This window comes from Bradyrhizobium sp. AUGA SZCCT0160 (assembly GCF_018130105.1).
GTDB lineage: Bacteria > Pseudomonadota > Alphaproteobacteria > Rhizobiales > Xanthobacteraceae > Bradyrhizobium.
This window is the reverse complement of sequence record NZ_JAFCMD010000035.1, coordinates 26,706-41,872: the sequence shown is the minus strand read 5'-3', so window position 1 is coordinate 41,872 and position 15,167 is coordinate 26,706. Positions and strand designations below refer to the sequence as shown.

Below are 15,167 nucleotides of genomic sequence, written 5' to 3'. Positions count from 1 at the left end.
CATGGCTTTGCCAAAGGATGACGCCGCGATTCTGTCGGCGCGATGGACCGAAGGCGTGCTGCTGAAGCGCGACGTGTTTTCGACCGTCGAGCGCGGGCGCTTCAAAAGCGACGCTGGCGAGGTCGATGCGGTGTTGCGCCGGCTCGATCAAGTGCCGATATGGTCCTATCTCCTCGCCCGCCATCTGTTCGCCCGCGAGCACCGCGCGCTGGCGCTGGCGCGTGATCTGAATGTCGGCCCAAAACTGCTGTGGGCTGGCCGGCAGGCGCTGGTGCGCGGCTTCATCGATGGCGTCGCGCTGCAAATGGCAAAGCCGCATGGCGACCTCGGCTATTTCCGTTCCGCCAAGCTGGCACTGCGAAAACTGCATCGCGCCGGCATCTGCCATAACGATCTTGCCAAGGAGCAGAACTGGCTGCGCGGCAGTGACGGACAGGCCTATCTCACCGATTTCCAGCTGGCCGCCTGCTTCAAGAGCCGCAGCCGGCTGTTTCGCATCGCGGCCTATGAGGACCTGCGGCACCTCTTGAAACACAAGCGCAGCTACGCGCCTGCCGCGTTGACGCCAATGGAGCGCAAGATCCTGGCGCGCAAATCCGTCGTCGCCAGCGTCTGGCTGATGACCGGCAAGAAGGTCTATCAGGCCATCACCCGCGGCCTGTTCAATTTCACCGATCGCGAAGGCGGCGGCCGTCGCCTGGTCAACGACGCGCCTGTGCTGATCGAGATGATCCGCAAAAATCCACACGTGCGCGATACGGCCATTGTCGCCTTTGCTGACCGCCGCACCGGCGTCGGACTCTATGCGTTCGTCGAGGCCGATCAGGTTGCGCTGGAAAAGCAGCTGCGCAGCGAGCTTTCGTCCGCCAGGGGCGTCAAACCGCCGGAGCATATCCAGGTCGTGCACGCATTGCCGCGCGATGCCGCCGGCAAGCCGCGCACCGAAATCCTGCAGCTTGTCGCGATGAACCAGCTCGACCTGATCGAGCCGATGATGAAGAACGACACTGACCGGGCGTTCCTGAAGGACATTCTGGAGAGCCGCAAGAATTTGCGAGACCGGTTTAATTTTGAAGCGGCCGATATGGATTCGCCGTCGGGCGCCTCTACGCGAACAAACTCTTAACCACCGAATTCCGGCGAGCGCGACGCCCGCCACAGCGTCCAGAGCGTCCGCAATCGCGACGAGGTCCTAGGTACGAACGGATCGGAATCCGCCCGCGACATCCACTTCAGGTCGCGGCGGACCAGCGCCAGCGGCAGGAATACCGGCCTCACCTCCGGCGGCACGGCGGGGAGCAGTTCGAAGGCGGTTTTCAGATGCTCCCGCGCCTCGCCGATCAGCTGGTCGATCGCCGCGCGCGCCTGCGGCGTCTGCCTGCCCGAATAGACTTCTTCCATGCCGCTGCCATGTTGCTGCAGCAATTGCAGCGGCACGAACAGCTGGCGCCGCGCCGCATCCCACGGCAACTTCTCGATCACCTGCACCAGGCCCTGGGCGAAGCCGGCGTGGCGCGCGAGGTGATCGACCGCTTCCGAAGGCCGCGATGCGACGAGCCCGGCCAGCGAGAACAGCGCCGAAGATGTGTCGTTGATGTAGCCTTCGAGTGCCGCCATCGACGGCATCGGATCGTTGTAGAGATCGAACTGGTGTTCGTCGATCAGGCGGGACAGCGGGTCGACCGGCAGGTGGTAGTCACGGATCACCTGCAGCAGTTCGGCGGCGACCGGGTTGCCTTCGATGCCGCCATGGCCCGCGCCGGCCAGCATGTCGGTCCACCATTGCAGCCGCATCTCGCCGGGCAGCGGCTGGCTGACCTGCTCGCGTACCCGTGATATCTCGGCATTGAAGGCGTAGATCGCGAGCAGCGCGCGGCGCTGGGCCGCCGGCATGAACAGCGTCGACGCGTAGCGGACGAAATCATGGGTGCGCACCAGGTCGGCGCAGAAGCCGGCGGAATCCCTGGATGCCTCGCTTGCGCTCATGGCACCGCGATCAGCGCGGCGGCAACGCGCCGGCGCTCACCCATCATGATGTTGTAGGTACGGATCGCCGGCCCGGTCTGCATCGGGTCCAGCACCACCCGCACCGCGCGCAGCGCCTCGCGCAAATGTTTGGGCGGAATCCAGACGTCGGTCCCGGTGCCGACGACCAGGGTATCGATCGCATTGGCTGACTTGAAGACGCGCGCCAGCGAGTACTCATCGATCTCGTCGGGCTTCGTGACCGGCCAGGCCCAGATGCCGTCCGGCAGGCACAACAGCGAGCCGCGGTGCGACATGTCGGCAAACGCAAAACCGCCCTTGCCGTAGGCCTCGATCGGCGCCGACCTCGGAAAATGCGGTACGTCCGAGGAACCAGTGTTTTGATTGGGCATGATCTTGTCCGAAAGCCGGCTCCCACTTTTCGGGATCCTGCCCGCCTACTTCTTTGCAGGCTTCTCCGGCGCGTCGCGGTGCTCACCAACGCCGAGATAGATCAGGATCGGCGCCGCGATGAAAATCGAGGTGTAAGTGCCGACCAGCACGACGCCGAACATCATGACTGCGGTGAAGCTGTGGATCGCGTGGCCGCCGAACACCAGCAGCGCCAGCAACGCCAGCGTCACCGTGACGTGGGTGATGATCGAGCGCGACAATGTCGAATTGATGGATTCGTTGAGCAGTTGCGGCATCGGCATTTTCTTGTAACGCCGCAGCATTTCCCGAATCCGGTCATAGATCACGACCGTGTCGTTCAGGGAGTAGCCGAGGATCGTCAAGAGCGCCGCGATACTGGTGAGGTCGAAATCGACCTGGGTGAGCGACATGAAACCGATCGTGAGCACGATATCGTGAACGTTGGCGATCATGGCGCCGAGCGCGAACTGCCATTCGAACCGAAACCAGAGATAGAGCAGGATCGAAAAGATCGCGAGCATCAGACCGATCATGCCGTAGGCCAGCAATTCGCCGGAAACGCGCGGGCCTACCACCTCGACGCGGCGATACTCCACGCTGTCTCCGAGGGCGCTGCGGACCTTCGTCACCGCCTCTTGTTGCGCCTGGTCGCCGCCGGCCTGCTCGGCAACCCGGATCAGGACGTCGGCCGGACCACCAAACTGCTGAAGCTGAACCTCGCCGAGGCCGAGATTGCTCAACGTCGCACGCATCGTGGCAATGTCGGCGGAGCCCGACTTGGACTGCACCTCCAGCAACGTTCCACCCTTGAAGTCGATGCCGAAATTCAAGCCGTGGGTGAAGAACAGGATGATCGCCACGATCGAAAGCGCCGCCGAGATCGGAAAGCTGATGCGGCGAAAGCGCGTAAAATCGAAATGCGTATCGTCAGGGACGATCCGCAGCGGAGGCAGCAGATCGAGCACGGCGACGACTGTCAGCACGGCAATCAGGATGCCAAGCCCGATGAGGACGAATTGTGTTGTCAAAGCCGACTCCGCTTCAAATTGGCACGGTCTTCGGCCGCTTCCATCGTACCCAGCCGGCGACGATCAGGCTGGTCAGGGTAAACGCGGTGAACACGGTGGTGATGATGCCGATGCCGAGTGTCACGGCAAAGCCGCGTACCGGCCCGGTGCCGATATAGAACAGCACAGCGGCGGCGATGAAGGTCGTGATGTTGGAGTCGAGAATGGTCGACAGCGCGCGCGTGAAGCCGGCGTCGATCGCCGAAATCGCGGTGCGGCCGTGGCGCAGCTCTTCGCGGATGCGCTCGTAGATCAGCACGTTGGAGTCGACCGCAATGCCGACCGTGAGCACGATGCCGGCGATGCCCGGCAATGTCAGCGTGGCGTTCAGAAGCGACAGGATGCCGAAGATCATGGCGACGTTGATGGCGACCGCAATATTGGCGAACACGCCAAACAGGCGGTACGTCACCAGCATGAACACGATGACCAGGATTGAGCCTACATAGGCCGCGAGTTCGCCCTTCTCGATCGAATCCTGACCGAGGCCCGGACCGACGGTACGCTCCTCGATGATGGTCAGCGGCGCAGGCAGCGCGCCGGCGCGCAACAGAATCGCCAGATCGTTGGCGGCCTGCACCGTGAAGTTACCGGATATCTGACCGGAGCCGCCAGTGATCGGTTCCTGGATAACCGGCGCCGAGATCACCTTGCCGTCCAGCACGATCGCGAACGGTTCCTTGACGTGTTGTGTTGTCGCCGCCGCGAACTTCCGTGATCCGGAGCTGTTGAACTTGAAAGAAACGATCGGCTGGTTGGTGCGCTGGTCGAATCCCGGCTGGGCGTCGATCAGTTCACCGCCCGAAACCAGCACTTGCTTCTTGATCACATAGGGCTGCGGATACTGCGGGTCGGCGCTGGGCAGCAACTCCGAGTCCGCCGGCACGCTCCCCCGTTGATCCGGCGGCACCGTGAGATCGACCATCCGGAATTCCATCTTGGCGGTCTTGCCGAGAATGTCCTTCAGCCGGGTCGGATCTTGCAGGCCCGGCACCTGCACCAGGATGCGGTCGATGCCCTGGCGCTGGATCAAGGGTTCCACCGTGCCGAGTTCGTTGACGCGGCGCTCGACGATCTGGATCGATTGTTCGACCGACTGGCGGATGCGTTCCGTGACCGCGGCCGGAGGCACTGTCAGCCGGATCACCCCACCGCCACCGTCAGCCACCTCAAGGCCACGCTGGCCGCTCGACCCCAACAACCCGCCAAGCGGTTGCGACAGTTCGCGCAGTTTGGTCAGCGCGGTCGGCGCGTCGGTGTCCTTGGTGATGCGCACTTCGACGACATCGGCACGGGCACTGAGGCCGGTGTACTGGATCTTGGCCTCACGCAGCACACGGCGGACGTCGTCGCGCACCTGGTCGAGCTTTTCCTTCTTGACGTAGTTGGAGTCGACTTCCAGCAGCAGGGACGAGCCGCCCTGCAAGTCGAGGCCGAGCACGATGTGGCGCTGCGCCCATTTCGGCCAGGTCTTTACCGTGGCCTCAGGGAAGAAATTCGGAACGGCGCACAGGCACACCACCAGCGCGGTCAGAATGATCGCCAGCGCCTTCCACCGCGTGAAATACAACATCGAGTTGACCCGTCAGATCAGGAGTATGCAGAGCGCAAATCAGCTCGCGGACGTCTCGTCCTTGGCGGTCTCGGCCTTTTCCTTGGCCGGCTCGCCCTTGGCGCGCACGCCGGAGATCATCTGCCGCATCTGGCGCACGCGCACACCGTCGGAGATCTCGAACTCGATCTGGTCGTCGTCGACGACCTTGGTCACCTTGCCGACCAGGCCGCCGGAGGTCACGACGGTATCGCCACGCCGGATGTTTTTCACCAGTTCGGCATGGTCCCTGATCTTCTTCTGCTGCGGGCGCAGAATCAGGAAGTACATGATGACGAAGATCAGTGCGAACGGCAGCAGCGACATCAACATGCTGTTGGCATCGCCACCGGCTGCAGCCTGGGCGTACGCAGGGGTAATCAGCATTCGAACAATCCTCGTGAGACGGGAAACGACCGGCGACGCAAGCGTCTGACCGGTCCGGGCAAATTCGCGCGGACTATAGCGGCGGCCGTCCCAATTGCAACGCTGCCAGCTCCCTCATTTAGGGCGCTTGCGGGAGCTTCCAAGGCCCGTTAAGGCTGCGCCGTCAGGAACACGGAAAATGTCGAAAAAACCCAATAAAACAGCGGCTCGCGCCACCTCCAAAGCAGCCCGGCGGAAGCCCGCAAAAACCGCGACAAAACGTCCGGCGACCCCCTCGAAAGACGCCACCGCCGAGCGCATCGCCGACGCGCTGGAGGCCATCGCGAGCCACCTTTCCGCGGCCTCCCCGGCCAACGTGGGACCTGAGTCGTTCGGGGCTGCGGACGCCTTCGTCTGGCACCCGGACGGGCGGCTGGCGCCGGTACCGCGCGTCAGCCGGGTCGACCTCGGGTTGCTCAAGGGGATCGACCGGATGCGCGACATCCTGATCGAGAATACCGAGCGCTTTGCCGACGGCCTGCCCGCCAACAATGCGCTGCTGTGGGGCGCGCGCGGCATGGGCAAGTCGTCGCTGGTCAAGGCCGCGCATGCCGACATCAACCTCAAGCGCAAGCCGGCCGGCAAACTCAAGCTGATCGAGATCCATCGCGAGGATATCGAGAGCCTGCCGGGCCTGATGGACCGGGTGCGCAGCTCTTCATTCCGTTTCATCGTGTTCTGCGACGACCTCTCCTTCGACGGCAACGACGCCTCCTACAAATCGCTCAAAGCGGTGCTGGAAGGCGGCATCGAGGGACGCCCGGACAATGTGATCCTCTACGCCACCTCGAACCGCCGGCATCTTCTGGCGCGCGAGATGATCGAGAACGAACGCTCGACCGCGATCAATCCCGGTGAAGCGGTCGAGGAAAAAGTCTCGCTGTCGGACCGCTTTGGTCTGTGGCTCGGCTTCCACCGCTGCAGCCAGGACGAATATCTGGCGATGGTCCGCGGCTATTGCGGCCATTACGGCATCAAGCTTGCCGATGAGGAACTGGAGCGCGAAGCGCTGGAATGGTCGACGACCCGCGGTTCACGCTCGGGGCGCGTCGCCTGGCAGTTCACGCAGGAGCTGGCGGGACGGCTAGGTGTAAGGCTGGTGGGAAATTAGGACGCGGCAGCCGCGAACTCGCTCCGTCATACGCGGGCTTGACCCGCGTATCCATCGCACTTCGCAAGAGCGCTTTCTTCAGGGATGGATTGCCGGGTCAAGCCCGGCAATGACAGTTGAGGAGATACTGCGCCCTCACGCCCCGTTCAGGAATTGAAGCGGGTCAACCGGTGAAGATCCTTTGCGGATCTCGAAGTGGAGTTGCGGCGACCCCACCTCACCCGATTGGCCCGACTTGGCAATGATCTGGCCGCGCTTGATCGTGTCGCCGCGCTTCACCATCAGCTCACTCGCATGGGCATATGCAGTGACGTAACCGTTGGAGTGCCGAACCAGAATGAGATTGCCGTAACCCTTCAATTCATTGCCCGAGTAGGCGACGACGCCGTCTTCGGCAGCCTTCACCGGGGTGCCTTCCGGCACCGCCAGATTGATGCCGTCATTGGCCTTGCCGTTGGTCTTGGCGCCGTAGGTCGTGATGACCTTGCCGCGTACCGGCCAACGGAACGTCGGCAGCGCGCCAGTGGCTTCACTCGGCTTCACGGCCGGCGCTTCCGAGACGACCGGCTTTTCCTCGACATTGGTTGTCGCCTGCGCCAAGCGCGCGCTTTGCGGCTGCGCGGCAGGCGTCCCCTGCTTGGCAGCAGGCGCGGCGACCGCTGCGACCTGCACCGGTGCAACAGGCTGCGCCGCAGGTGCGGCGGCGGTCTTGGCGCCGGGCACGGTCAGCTTCATGCCGAGGCTGAGCTTGGCCGATGTGTCGAGGTTGTTGGCCTTGGCGAGATCCGCCACCGGAAGGTTGTTGCGGCGTGCAATGCTCATCAACGTGTCGCCGCGATTGACGACGTGCACGCTCGACGGCCCCGCAACAGCCGCGACCGGCTTGCTGGCCGGCGGCGCTACCGCCGGCGCGGGCGCGGCGGCAACGGTCTGGCGCGGGATGATCAGTTGCTGGCCGGGCGATAGCGCGCGCGGTCCCTTGTAACCATTGGCCTGCAGGATCGCAGCCGACGAAACGTTGTAGCGCTTGGCCAGGATGTCGAGCGTGTCGCTGGTACCGACGATGATCGTGGTGCCGCCATGCGCGGGCGCAGCGGCAACCGAGCGCGGCGCAACGGTGGCGGTGGTCTCAAGCTTGGGTTGGCCCGGCGGGGTATAGGACGAAAGCCCGCGGCCTCCGCCCGACACGCCGTTGCCTGCGGCCTGATAGGATCGCGGCGCCGTGACCACCGGCGGCGGTGGCGGCAAGGCCGACGATTGGTATTGGGGCTGCGACTGATACGGCTGAGTTTGCGGCCGAGAATATTGCGGCAGTTCGCGACGCTCGACCTGGGGCGCCGGCGCCTGCTGCACCGAACCGGTCGCGTCCGGCTGATAGTTGAACGGGTTTGACAGGGTGTTTTGCGAGAAGCGCGTCGACATATCGGCGCTGCAGCCGGCAAAGCCAAACGACATCAGCGTCAGCACCGCCACTTGCGGTACGCGACGCGAGCGAAGCAACTCGACGACACGGGACATGGTTACTCACTCATACGCAACTAAATACTCTTTTGAGTAAACACGTCCCGAGTAAATAACCGCTTAACCCTTCAAATAAGATGTTGGCGGGAACCGCCAATCCGTGATTCTACAGTTCGCGGGCAATCCCCGGCAGCGCCGGCACGAAGCGCACGTCGACCAGCGCCTTGCGGTCGAACCCTGCGTCAGTCCTCGTGACGCGCAGCAGAGTCTGGACACCCTGGTGGGGTCCGACCGGTGCGATCAGGATGCCACCGGGCTCAAGCCGCGCCAGCAGCTTCTCCGGGATTTGCTCCATCGCCGCGGTCACGATGATGCGGTCGAAATCCCCGGCACCTGGCGGGATATCGAAGCCGTCGCCAAGCAGGACCTCGATATTGTCGTAGCCCAGCTTTTCCAGCCGGGCCCGCGCGCTATCGGCCAGCGTCCGGTACCGCTCCATGGTCAGGACGTGCTTGCAAAGCCGGGACAGGATCGCGGCCTGGTAGCCGGAGCCGGTGCCGATCTCGAGCACCTTGTGTTGCTTTTGCAGCTGCAATTGCTCGGTCATGTAGGCGACCACGAAGGGCTGGCTGATGGTTTGCCCGCAGGCGATGCCGAGCGCGCTGTCGCGATAGGCATGGCCGCGATCGGCCGCGGTCACGAACATCTCGCGCGGCACCTCTTCCATGGTGCGCAGGATGGTCTGGTCGCTGATCCCCCGCCGCCGCAGGGAGAGCTGGAACATCATCTTTTCGGGCGGTTCTTGCGACATTAGAGACTCGGGGGCGCGGCCTGGCCATTCATCTAGTGCTTCGCTCGGGATTTGATGCAATAGCCAGCAGAGCTTTAAGGAAGAATTTCCTCAAAAATGGGTTCCGCTTGTGGAACTACGGTCCGGGAACAGCGTTAGAGCCCGGAAATTGGGGCTCTTGACGGGCGGGCCGCAGGCCTTGGCCTGACCCATCTTGTCGTTGCGCCGATTGGTGTTATTTGCGAACCTTGAGCTCGGGAAGGGCAAGGATTCCATCATGATGGCGACGCGGCCGCAGGGCTGTTCAGTGTTTCTCGTCGAAGACGAGGTCATGATCCGGATGATGGTCGCCGACATGCTCGAAGAGCTCGGCTACAGCGTCGCCGCCGAGGCCGGCGAAATCGGCGAAGCCGTCAAGCTCGCCCAATCGACCGAGTTCGATCTCGCCATCCTCGACGTCAACGTCAACGGCAAGGTGATCACGCCGGTGGCCGAACTGATCAAGGCGCGCAACCGGCCCTTCATTTTCGCGACCGGCTACGGCTCCTCGGGCCTGCCCGAGGAATATCGCGACCGCCCGGCGCTGCAAAAGCCGTTTCAACTGGAAACGCTGGCGCAGATGATCAACAACGCGCTGAAGAGCGCGGCGGCTTAGCCGCTCTATCCGCACACCCTGCCCGTCATCATCCGCGAAAGCGGATGATCCAGTATTCGAGCGACCGTCGATTGAACCGCGACGCCGCGGCGTACTGGATACCCGCGTTCGCGGGTATGACGCTTCGCGTCACTTCAACGTCGTCGTCAGTGCTTCCGAAAACGCTTCATCGGTGCGGTCGAGCCGCAGCGGCGTGACTGACACGTAGCGCGCGGCCAATGCGGCGAGATCGGTGCCTTCGGCCGGCGTGTCCAGCATCGCGGCGCGTTCGAACCCGATCCAGAAATAGGGATTGCCGCGGCCGTCATGGCGCTTGTCGACTTTCAGGAAACCGAGATTGCGCTTGCCCTGCCGCGTGACGCGGATGCCATTGACCTCGTCGGGGGTGCAGGCCGGAAAGTTGACGTTGATCACGGTGTTCTTGGGCACGCCGGCGTCGATCACCTTGCGCACGATATCCGGCCCGAATTTCACGGCCGTGTCCCAAAGCGGCGCGTTCCGCGTTTCGATCGAGAATTCCTGGCTCAGCGCAAACGATGGAATGCCCAGAATGGTGCCTTCCAGCGCGCCCGCGATGGTGCCGGAATAGACCACGTCCTCGGCGACGTTGCGGCCCTTGTTGACGCCCGACAGCACGAGATCCGGCAGCTTTTCGCCGAGGATGTGGCGCGCGCCCATGATTACGCAATCGGTCGGCGTGCCGCGCACCGCAAAATGCCGCGGGCCGACTTCGCGCAGCCGCAGCGGATCGTTCAGCGACAGCGAATGCGAGACGCCGGATTGATCGAGTTCGGGCGCCACGATCCAGACGTCGTCCGACAGCGCGCGGGCGATCTCCTCGACGACCTTCAGACCGGGAGCGTGAATGCCGTCGTCATTGGTGCAGAGAATGCGCATCCGTCAAAATGCCTTCCGGTTCGATTCGAGGCCGTTTTCCATGTCGCCGGCGCCGTATTATCCGCCTATCGCCGCCGAGGCAAACCGGCAAGATACGGTCATTCCCGCATCCGGACGCGCCAGGGACGAACGAACTTGGCGTAGCCTGAAAACACCATTTGAAATTTTGGCGGCACGGACTGAGCCGTCTCGGGCTCAGGTGTTGGGATCGCAATTGCCCGCAATATGACGGGCGGAGTCGGAGGCGGTTTGATCGGATCCGGCTTTGGAGGCCGGGGCTCTTCCAACGTTGCGATCTGAGGTGGCGGCTCAATTGGTGCGATGGGCGAAACCACCGCCGGCGCCGGCGTAACCGGCGGCGCAGCCTGACGCACCGTTGGCGCAACGGGCGGAGCCGGCGCGATTGTTTCCGGCTGCGTCACGCCGCCCGGAGGAAACCGCTTCCGCGCCACCTCGAGGCCCTTGTCGAAATCCGCGACATTGAGCCATTCCTTGGCCCGCATGGTTTCGATCAGCGCCTCGTCCCACAACTGCGGGACCTCGATATCGAAGAAGCCCTTCAGCTTCTGGTCGATCAACTGCATCCCGAGGCCGGTGACAGCCCATTGCCGGCCGATCCAATGGATGTCGCGATGCAGGGGCATTTTCGGCTTTGCTATCTGTCGTGCTCGATGACTTTGAGGCCGCCCATATAAGGCTGCAGCACGTCGGGCACTGCAATCGATCCATCCTGTTGCTGATAGGTTTCCATGACAGCAATCAGCGCGCGGCCGACCGCAGTGCCGGAGCCGTTCAGCGTATGCACGAAACGCGGCTTGCCATCGGGCCCGCGATAGCGCGCATCCATGCGCCGCGCCTGGAAATCGCCGCACACCGAACAGCTGGAGATTTCGCGAAAAGCACCGCCGTCGCCCTGCCCCGGCATCCACACTTCGATGTCGTAGGTTTTCTGCGCGGAGAAACCCATGTCGCCCGCACACAGCGTCATGACACGATAATGCAGATCGAGGCGGCGCAATACTTCTTCAGCACAGGAGAGCATGCGCTCGTGCTCGTCCTTGCTCGCCTCCGGTGTGGTGATCGAGACCAGTTCGACTTTTGTGAATTGATGCTGGCGGATCATGCCTCGGGTATCACGGCCGGCGGCACCTGCCTCCGCACGGAAACACGGCGTCAGCGCCGAAAGACGCATCGGCAATTCCTTGTCGTCGACAATGGATTCGCGGACAAGGTTGGTCAGCGATACTTCGGCCGTGGGAATGAGGCCAAGACGTTCAGTCTTTAGGCGGCCATCATCCGGAGCCGCCAGCAGCTCGCCCTTGATCGCCCAGAACTGATCATCCTCGAATTTCGGCAATTGCCCGGTGCCGAACATCACGTCGTCGCGCACCAATAGCGGCGGATTGATCTCGGTGTAGCCATGTTCGTTGGTGTGGAGATCGAGCATGAATTGACCGATCGCACGCTCCAGCCGCGCGAGGCCTTTTTTCAGCACGACAAAACGCGCGCCGGAGAGTTTCGCTGCCGTCTCGAAATCCATATAGCCGAGCGCGCCGCCGAGATCGTCATGCGGCTTCGGCGCGAAACCGTAGGTGCGCGCCTTGCCGAACACCTGACGCTGCACATTGCCGAGCTCGTCAACACCGTCGGGCACTTCGTCGAGCGGCAGGTTCGGGATCGCGGCCAACTCTTTGGCGAGTTCGTCGTCCGCCGTCTTTGCCGCGGCTTCGAGCTCCGGCATCGTGGTCTTGAGTTCGGCGACCTCGGCCATCAACTTCGATGCACGCGCCTCGTCCTTTGCCTTCTTGGCGTCGCCGATTTCCTTCGAGGCCGCATTGCGCCTAGCCTGCGCCTGTTCGGATGCCAGGATTGCCGCGCGGCGCTTTTCGTCGATCGCCAGCAGCGACGGCGACAGCGGCGCCAGGCCACGGCGCTTCAGTCCGGCGTCGAATGCTTGCGGGTTATCGCGGATCGATTTGATGTCGTGCATGGCGGATCATTCCTGAATCGTGCCGGTGACGGCGCGCATCCAGTAACCCGAATGGACGGCTTTTGGAACAGCGAAGCGGCCCTACTCCGCCGGATTGGCCGCGGGCGGCGGGGTCGCGGAGGGTGGCGTACCGGTTGCGGCCTTGGCTGCGGCGACCCGCTTCTCCACCAAGGCGACCGCGAGGATCGAGCCTTCGTAGAGGACCATCAAGGGCAGCGCGAGCGAGGCCTGGCTCAGCACGTCCGGCGGCGTCAGGACGGCCGCGATGACGAAGGCGACCACGATGAAATAGCGCCGCTTTTCGCGCAGCTGCTGCGCGGTGAGGATGCCGATCCGGCCCAATAGCGTCAGGATGACTGGCAGCTGGAACGCGATGCCGAAGGCAAAGATCAGCGACATCATCAGCGACAGATATTCGCCGACCTTCGGCAACAGCTGGATCTGCGCGGTCTCGTCGCCGCCGGACTGCTGCATGCCGAGCGAGAAGCGCACCAGCATCGGCAGCACGATGAAATAGACCAGGAGCGAGCCGAGCACGAAGAAGAACGGGGTCGCCACCAGGTACGGCAGGAACGCGCCGCGCTCGTGCTTGTAAAGCCCGGGCGCCACGAATTTGTAGATCTGCGTCGCGATGATCGGGAACGAAATGAAGCCGGCGCCGAACAGCGCGAGCTTCAGCTGCGTGAGGAAATATTCCAGCAGCGCCGTGTAGATGAACTTCGAATTCTCGGGGCCGGCGATCCAGACGAACGGCCACACCAGCACGTTGTAGATCTGCTTGGCGAAGAAGAAGCAGAAGATGAAGGCTATACCGAACGCCAGCAGCGCCTTGATCAGCCGCGAGCGCAGCTCGATCAAATGGTCCATCAGCGGCGCTTTGCTGGCCTCGATGTCTTCGTCGCTCATGACGCTTTGGCGTCCTTGAGAATGTCCGGCGCCGCTGGCGCGATGTCCTGTGACGCGGCCTGAGCTTCGCGGGTGATGATCAGCGGCTCGGAGACCGCCTGATGGGTTTCGGCCTCGACGAACGTCTCGGCCGTCGGGGCGGCCGGCGTGGTCGGTGCGACGATTTCGGGCGTCACGGTTTCACCGATCGAGGTTTCCACCTGCGAATTCACGGGCTTGTCGATGTCCCCGATCTGCAGGGCGTCACCGACGTCCTTTTGCAGCGAGGTGATCAGACCGGTGGGAGACATACCTGTCGCGACGTCCTTGACCTCGTCAAAGCTCTTCTTGAGGTCGGCCATTTCGGCCTCGCGCATCGCTTCCTGGAACTGGCCCTGGAATTCGCTAGCCATCTTGCGGGCCTTGCCCATCCATTGCCCGACCATGCGCAGCACGCCCGGCAGCTCTTTCGGGCCGATGGCGATCAGCGCGACAACCGCGATGACGACCAGTTCACTCCACCCGATGTCGAACATGAAAATTTCCGCTTACGCGACCCCGCCCTACCCAAATCTCCATAGCAAGATTTTGGGGCGGCCCGCGTCTTTTCTCAACCGGCGTCCATGACTTCAATAGGCCATGGCTTCACCGGACACCGGTCCGCGCCCGACGGCGCCTGCGACTAAACGTCAAACAGCCTTGCTGCCGACATCGGTGCGGGCCGCCGTCGGCGCCGCATTGTGATCGATGGTCTTGGTCGGCTCGACCGCGGGCTTTTCCGCAGGCTTGTCATCGTCCTGCAAGCCTTTCTTGAAGGACTTGATGCCCTGCGCGACGTCGCCCATCAGGTCCGAAATCTTGCCGCGGCCGAACAACAGCAGGACCACTGCGATCACGACGATCCAGTGCCAAATGCTAAGCGAACCCATCCTGCAACCCTCCAAAAGAGACGGCCGGCATCCGGCCCAAGCTTTGCCGGAAGGTAGGCCCGGGAGGTGTCAAAAACAAGGACCCAGGCCGCGGCAAATCGCTGTCGCGACTACGGATTATTGCTACCGTTAATCCGGTTTCGAGGACTGAACGGCCCCTAGCGGAACAGGCCCCGAACCGGGGCCCGTTCTACTTTGCATGGGGTTGTTTTCGATATTTTTGTCCACGCCCTAGCTTTCGCTAGGGGTCTCGGGCTCGGCCGCCGGCGCCAGCAGGAGTTCCAGGGTGTCGCCGGCATCCAGCGGGTCCTCGTCCTCTCGCAGCGCCACGTCGTCCGACGGGGTCGGAACGCTGAAGCCGGAAGGCAGCCGCGAATCCAGCAGGCCGGTGCCTTTCAGCTCTTCCAGGCCCGGCAGATCGCCGAGTGCTTCGAGGCTGAACTGCGACAGGAACCCGTCGGTAGTGCCGAACGTCAACGGCCGGCCCGGCGTCTTGCGGCGGCCGCGGGGACGGATCCAGCCGGTCTCCAGCAACACATCCAGCGTGCCCTTGGAGGTGATCACGCCGCGGATTTCCTCGATCTCGGCGCGCGTCACCGGCTGGTGGTAGGCGATGATCGCGAGCACCTCGATGGCCGCGCGCGACAGCCGCCGCGTTTCCGTGCTCTCCCGCGTCATCAGCCACGACAGATCGCCGGCGGTGCGGAACGTCCACTTGTTCGCGACCCGCACCAGATTGACGCCGCGCGTGGCGTATTCCGCCTGCAGTTGCGCCAAAGCGACCTTGACATCGACACCGTCTGGCATCCGCTTGGCCAGCGCCGCCTGATCGACCGGCTCGGCGGAGGCAAACAACAGCGCTTCCAGCAGCCGCAATTCTTCGGGCCTCGCTTCGGGCTCGTTCGTGGGGTCGACGGAATGTTCCTCGGCTTCTTCCATGCGCTTTTCCGCGAGGCTCGCCATGG

At 63.3% G+C, this 15,167-nt stretch carries 17 protein-coding genes; 3 read left to right on the top strand and 14 right to left on the bottom strand.

What is annotated here, in order from left to right; translation table 11 throughout:
- Position 1: 1 nt before the first annotated feature.
- Positions 2 to 1,126 (top strand): serine/threonine protein kinase, encoded by a 1,125-nt coding sequence (locus JQ558_RS34785; protein WP_212296523.1) that lies wholly within the window; start codon positions 2 to 4, stop codon positions 1,124 to 1,126.
- Here the strand turns inward: JQ558_RS34785 and JQ558_RS34780 are convergent.
- From JQ558_RS34780 to yajC, 5 genes are read right to left on the bottom strand one after another with little or no spacing between them, the layout of a single operon-like run.
- Entirely contained in the window at positions 1,123 to 1,986 is an 864-nt protein-coding gene (locus tag JQ558_RS34780; protein WP_212296522.1) for a phytoene/squalene synthase family protein, read from the bottom strand. The two genes, JQ558_RS34785 and JQ558_RS34780, sit on opposite strands and share 4 nt — an antisense overlap.
- Complete coding sequence (locus JQ558_RS34775; RefSeq protein WP_212296521.1) at positions 1,983 to 2,378, bottom strand: Mth938-like domain-containing protein; 396 nt, start codon at positions 2,376 to 2,378, stop codon at positions 1,983 to 1,985. The genes JQ558_RS34780 and JQ558_RS34775 overlap by 4 nt, the downstream gene beginning before the upstream one ends.
- Positions 2,379 to 2,423: 45 nt before the next feature.
- Positions 2,424 to 3,428, bottom strand: coding sequence for a protein translocase subunit SecF (gene secF, locus JQ558_RS34770; RefSeq protein WP_212296520.1), 1,005 nt, complete (start codon positions 3,426 to 3,428; stop codon positions 2,424 to 2,426).
- A 13-nt stretch (positions 3,429 to 3,441) separates the two neighbouring features.
- Entirely contained in the window at positions 3,442 to 5,040 is a 1,599-nt protein-coding gene (gene secD, locus JQ558_RS34765) for a protein translocase subunit SecD (protein ID WP_212210476.1), read from the bottom strand.
- Between the two features lie 39 nt (positions 5,041 to 5,079).
- Positions 5,080 to 5,445 carry a preprotein translocase subunit YajC gene (yajC, locus tag JQ558_RS34760; protein ID WP_192739505.1) on the bottom strand — a complete coding sequence of 122 codons (366 nt, stop codon included), beginning with the start codon at positions 5,443 to 5,445 and terminating at the stop codon, positions 5,080 to 5,082.
- 178 nt (positions 5,446 to 5,623) lie between these two features.
- Between yajC and JQ558_RS34755 the strand changes: the two genes are divergently transcribed.
- Positions 5,624 to 6,595 carry an ATP-binding protein gene (locus JQ558_RS34755; protein WP_212296519.1) on the top strand — a complete coding sequence of 324 codons (972 nt, stop codon included), beginning with the start codon at positions 5,624 to 5,626 and terminating at the stop codon, positions 6,593 to 6,595.
- A 135-nt stretch (positions 6,596 to 6,730) separates the two neighbouring features.
- Here JQ558_RS34755 and JQ558_RS34750 read toward each other — a convergent pair whose 3' ends face one another.
- Together JQ558_RS34750 and JQ558_RS34745 are read right to left on the bottom strand one after the other, a co-directional pair.
- Positions 6,731 to 8,113 (bottom strand): peptidoglycan DD-metalloendopeptidase family protein, encoded by a 1,383-nt coding sequence (locus JQ558_RS34750; protein ID WP_212296518.1) that lies wholly within the window; start codon positions 8,111 to 8,113, stop codon positions 6,731 to 6,733.
- Positions 8,114 to 8,222: 109 nt separating this feature from the next.
- A complete protein-coding gene (locus JQ558_RS34745) occupies positions 8,223 to 8,867 on the bottom strand; it encodes a protein-L-isoaspartate(D-aspartate) O-methyltransferase (protein WP_409363424.1) in 645 nt (214 codons plus the stop codon).
- A gap of 256 nt (positions 8,868 to 9,123) precedes the next feature.
- On the opposite strand from JQ558_RS34745, the gene JQ558_RS34740 reads away from it, so the two are divergent.
- The gene (locus tag JQ558_RS34740; protein ID WP_212210483.1) at positions 9,124 to 9,501 is read left to right on the top strand and encodes a response regulator; all 378 of its coding nucleotides are present in this window, start codon (positions 9,124 to 9,126) and stop codon (positions 9,499 to 9,501) included.
- 129 nt (positions 9,502 to 9,630) lie between these two features.
- Here the strand turns inward: JQ558_RS34740 and surE are convergent, their stop codons facing one another.
- From surE to scpB, 7 genes are all read right to left on the bottom strand, one after another.
- Positions 9,631 to 10,398 carry a 5'/3'-nucleotidase SurE gene (surE, locus tag JQ558_RS34735; protein WP_212274940.1) on the bottom strand — a complete coding sequence of 256 codons (768 nt, stop codon included), beginning with the start codon at positions 10,396 to 10,398 and terminating at the stop codon, positions 9,631 to 9,633.
- Positions 10,399 to 10,496: 98 nt separating this feature from the next.
- Positions 10,497 to 11,042, bottom strand: a complete 546-nt coding sequence (locus JQ558_RS38015) for a hypothetical protein (RefSeq protein ID WP_212296517.1) — start codon at positions 11,040 to 11,042, stop codon at positions 10,497 to 10,499.
- An 11-nt stretch (positions 11,043 to 11,053) separates the two neighbouring features.
- Positions 11,054 to 12,388 carry a serine--tRNA ligase gene (gene serS, locus JQ558_RS34725; protein WP_212210489.1) on the bottom strand — a complete coding sequence of 445 codons (1,335 nt, stop codon included), beginning with the start codon at positions 12,386 to 12,388 and terminating at the stop codon, positions 11,054 to 11,056.
- Between the two features lie 81 nt (positions 12,389 to 12,469).
- On the bottom strand, positions 12,470 to 13,294 hold the full coding sequence (gene tatC, locus JQ558_RS34720) for a twin-arginine translocase subunit TatC (protein ID WP_212210491.1): 825 nt from the start codon (positions 13,292 to 13,294) through the stop codon (positions 12,470 to 12,472).
- On the bottom strand, positions 13,291 to 13,809 hold the full coding sequence (gene tatB / locus JQ558_RS34715) for a Sec-independent protein translocase protein TatB (RefSeq protein WP_212210493.1): 519 nt from the start codon (positions 13,807 to 13,809) through the stop codon (positions 13,291 to 13,293). The genes tatC and tatB overlap by 4 nt, the downstream gene beginning before the upstream one ends.
- A gap of 153 nt (positions 13,810 to 13,962) precedes the next feature.
- Positions 13,963 to 14,202 (bottom strand): twin-arginine translocase TatA/TatE family subunit, encoded by a 240-nt coding sequence (locus JQ558_RS34710; protein WP_192739514.1) that lies wholly within the window; start codon positions 14,200 to 14,202, stop codon positions 13,963 to 13,965.
- Positions 14,203 to 14,433: 231 nt separating this feature from the next.
- Positions 14,434 to 15,165, bottom strand: a complete 732-nt coding sequence (gene scpB, locus JQ558_RS34705; RefSeq protein WP_192739515.1) for an SMC-Scp complex subunit ScpB — start codon at positions 15,163 to 15,165, stop codon at positions 14,434 to 14,436.
- Between the last annotated feature and the right edge of the window lie 2 nt (positions 15,166 to 15,167).

Excerpts from the sequence above, each read along its gene's own strand:
- JQ558_RS34785 (WP_212296523.1), top strand. The coding sequence starts at position 2 with ATGGCTTTGCCAAAGGATGACGCCGCGATTCTGTCGGCGCGATGGACC.
- JQ558_RS34780 (WP_212296522.1), bottom strand. The coding sequence starts at position 1,986 with ATGAGCGCAAGCGAGGCATCCAGGGATTCCGCCGGCTTCTGCGCCGAC.
- JQ558_RS34775 (WP_212296521.1), bottom strand. The coding sequence starts at position 2,378 with ATGCCCAATCAAAACACTGGTTCCTCGGACGTACCGCATTTTCCGAGG.
- secD (WP_212210476.1), bottom strand. The coding sequence starts at position 5,040 with ATGTTGTATTTCACGCGGTGGAAGGCGCTGGCGATCATTCTGACCGCG.
- yajC (WP_192739505.1), bottom strand. The coding sequence starts at position 5,445 with ATGCTGATTACCCCTGCGTACGCCCAGGCTGCAGCCGGTGGCGATGCC.
- JQ558_RS34755 (WP_212296519.1), top strand. The coding sequence starts at position 5,624 with ATGTCGAAAAAACCCAATAAAACAGCGGCTCGCGCCACCTCCAAAGCA.
- JQ558_RS34750 (WP_212296518.1), bottom strand. The coding sequence starts at position 8,113 with ATGTCCCGTGTCGTCGAGTTGCTTCGCTCGCGTCGCGTACCGCAAGTG.
- JQ558_RS34745 (WP_409363424.1), bottom strand. The coding sequence starts at position 8,867 with ATGTCGCAAGAACCGCCCGAAAAGATGATGTTCCAGCTCTCCCTGCGG.
- JQ558_RS34740 (WP_212210483.1), top strand. The coding sequence starts at position 9,124 with ATGATGGCGACGCGGCCGCAGGGCTGTTCAGTGTTTCTCGTCGAAGAC.
- surE (WP_212274940.1), bottom strand. The coding sequence starts at position 10,398 with ATGCGCATTCTCTGCACCAATGACGACGGCATTCACGCTCCCGGTCTG.
- JQ558_RS38015 (WP_212296517.1), bottom strand. The coding sequence starts at position 11,042 with ATGCCCCTGCATCGCGACATCCATTGGATCGGCCGGCAATGGGCTGTC.
- serS (WP_212210489.1), bottom strand. The coding sequence starts at position 12,388 with ATGCACGACATCAAATCGATCCGCGATAACCCGCAAGCATTCGACGCC.
- tatC (WP_212210491.1), bottom strand. The coding sequence starts at position 13,294 with ATGAGCGACGAAGACATCGAGGCCAGCAAAGCGCCGCTGATGGACCAT.
- tatB (WP_212210493.1), bottom strand. The coding sequence starts at position 13,809 with ATGTTCGACATCGGGTGGAGTGAACTGGTCGTCATCGCGGTTGTCGCG.
- JQ558_RS34710 (WP_192739514.1), bottom strand. The coding sequence starts at position 14,202 with ATGGGTTCGCTTAGCATTTGGCACTGGATCGTCGTGATCGCAGTGGTC.
- scpB (WP_192739515.1), bottom strand. The coding sequence starts at position 15,165 with ATGGCGAGCCTCGCGGAAAAGCGCATGGAAGAAGCCGAGGAACATTCC.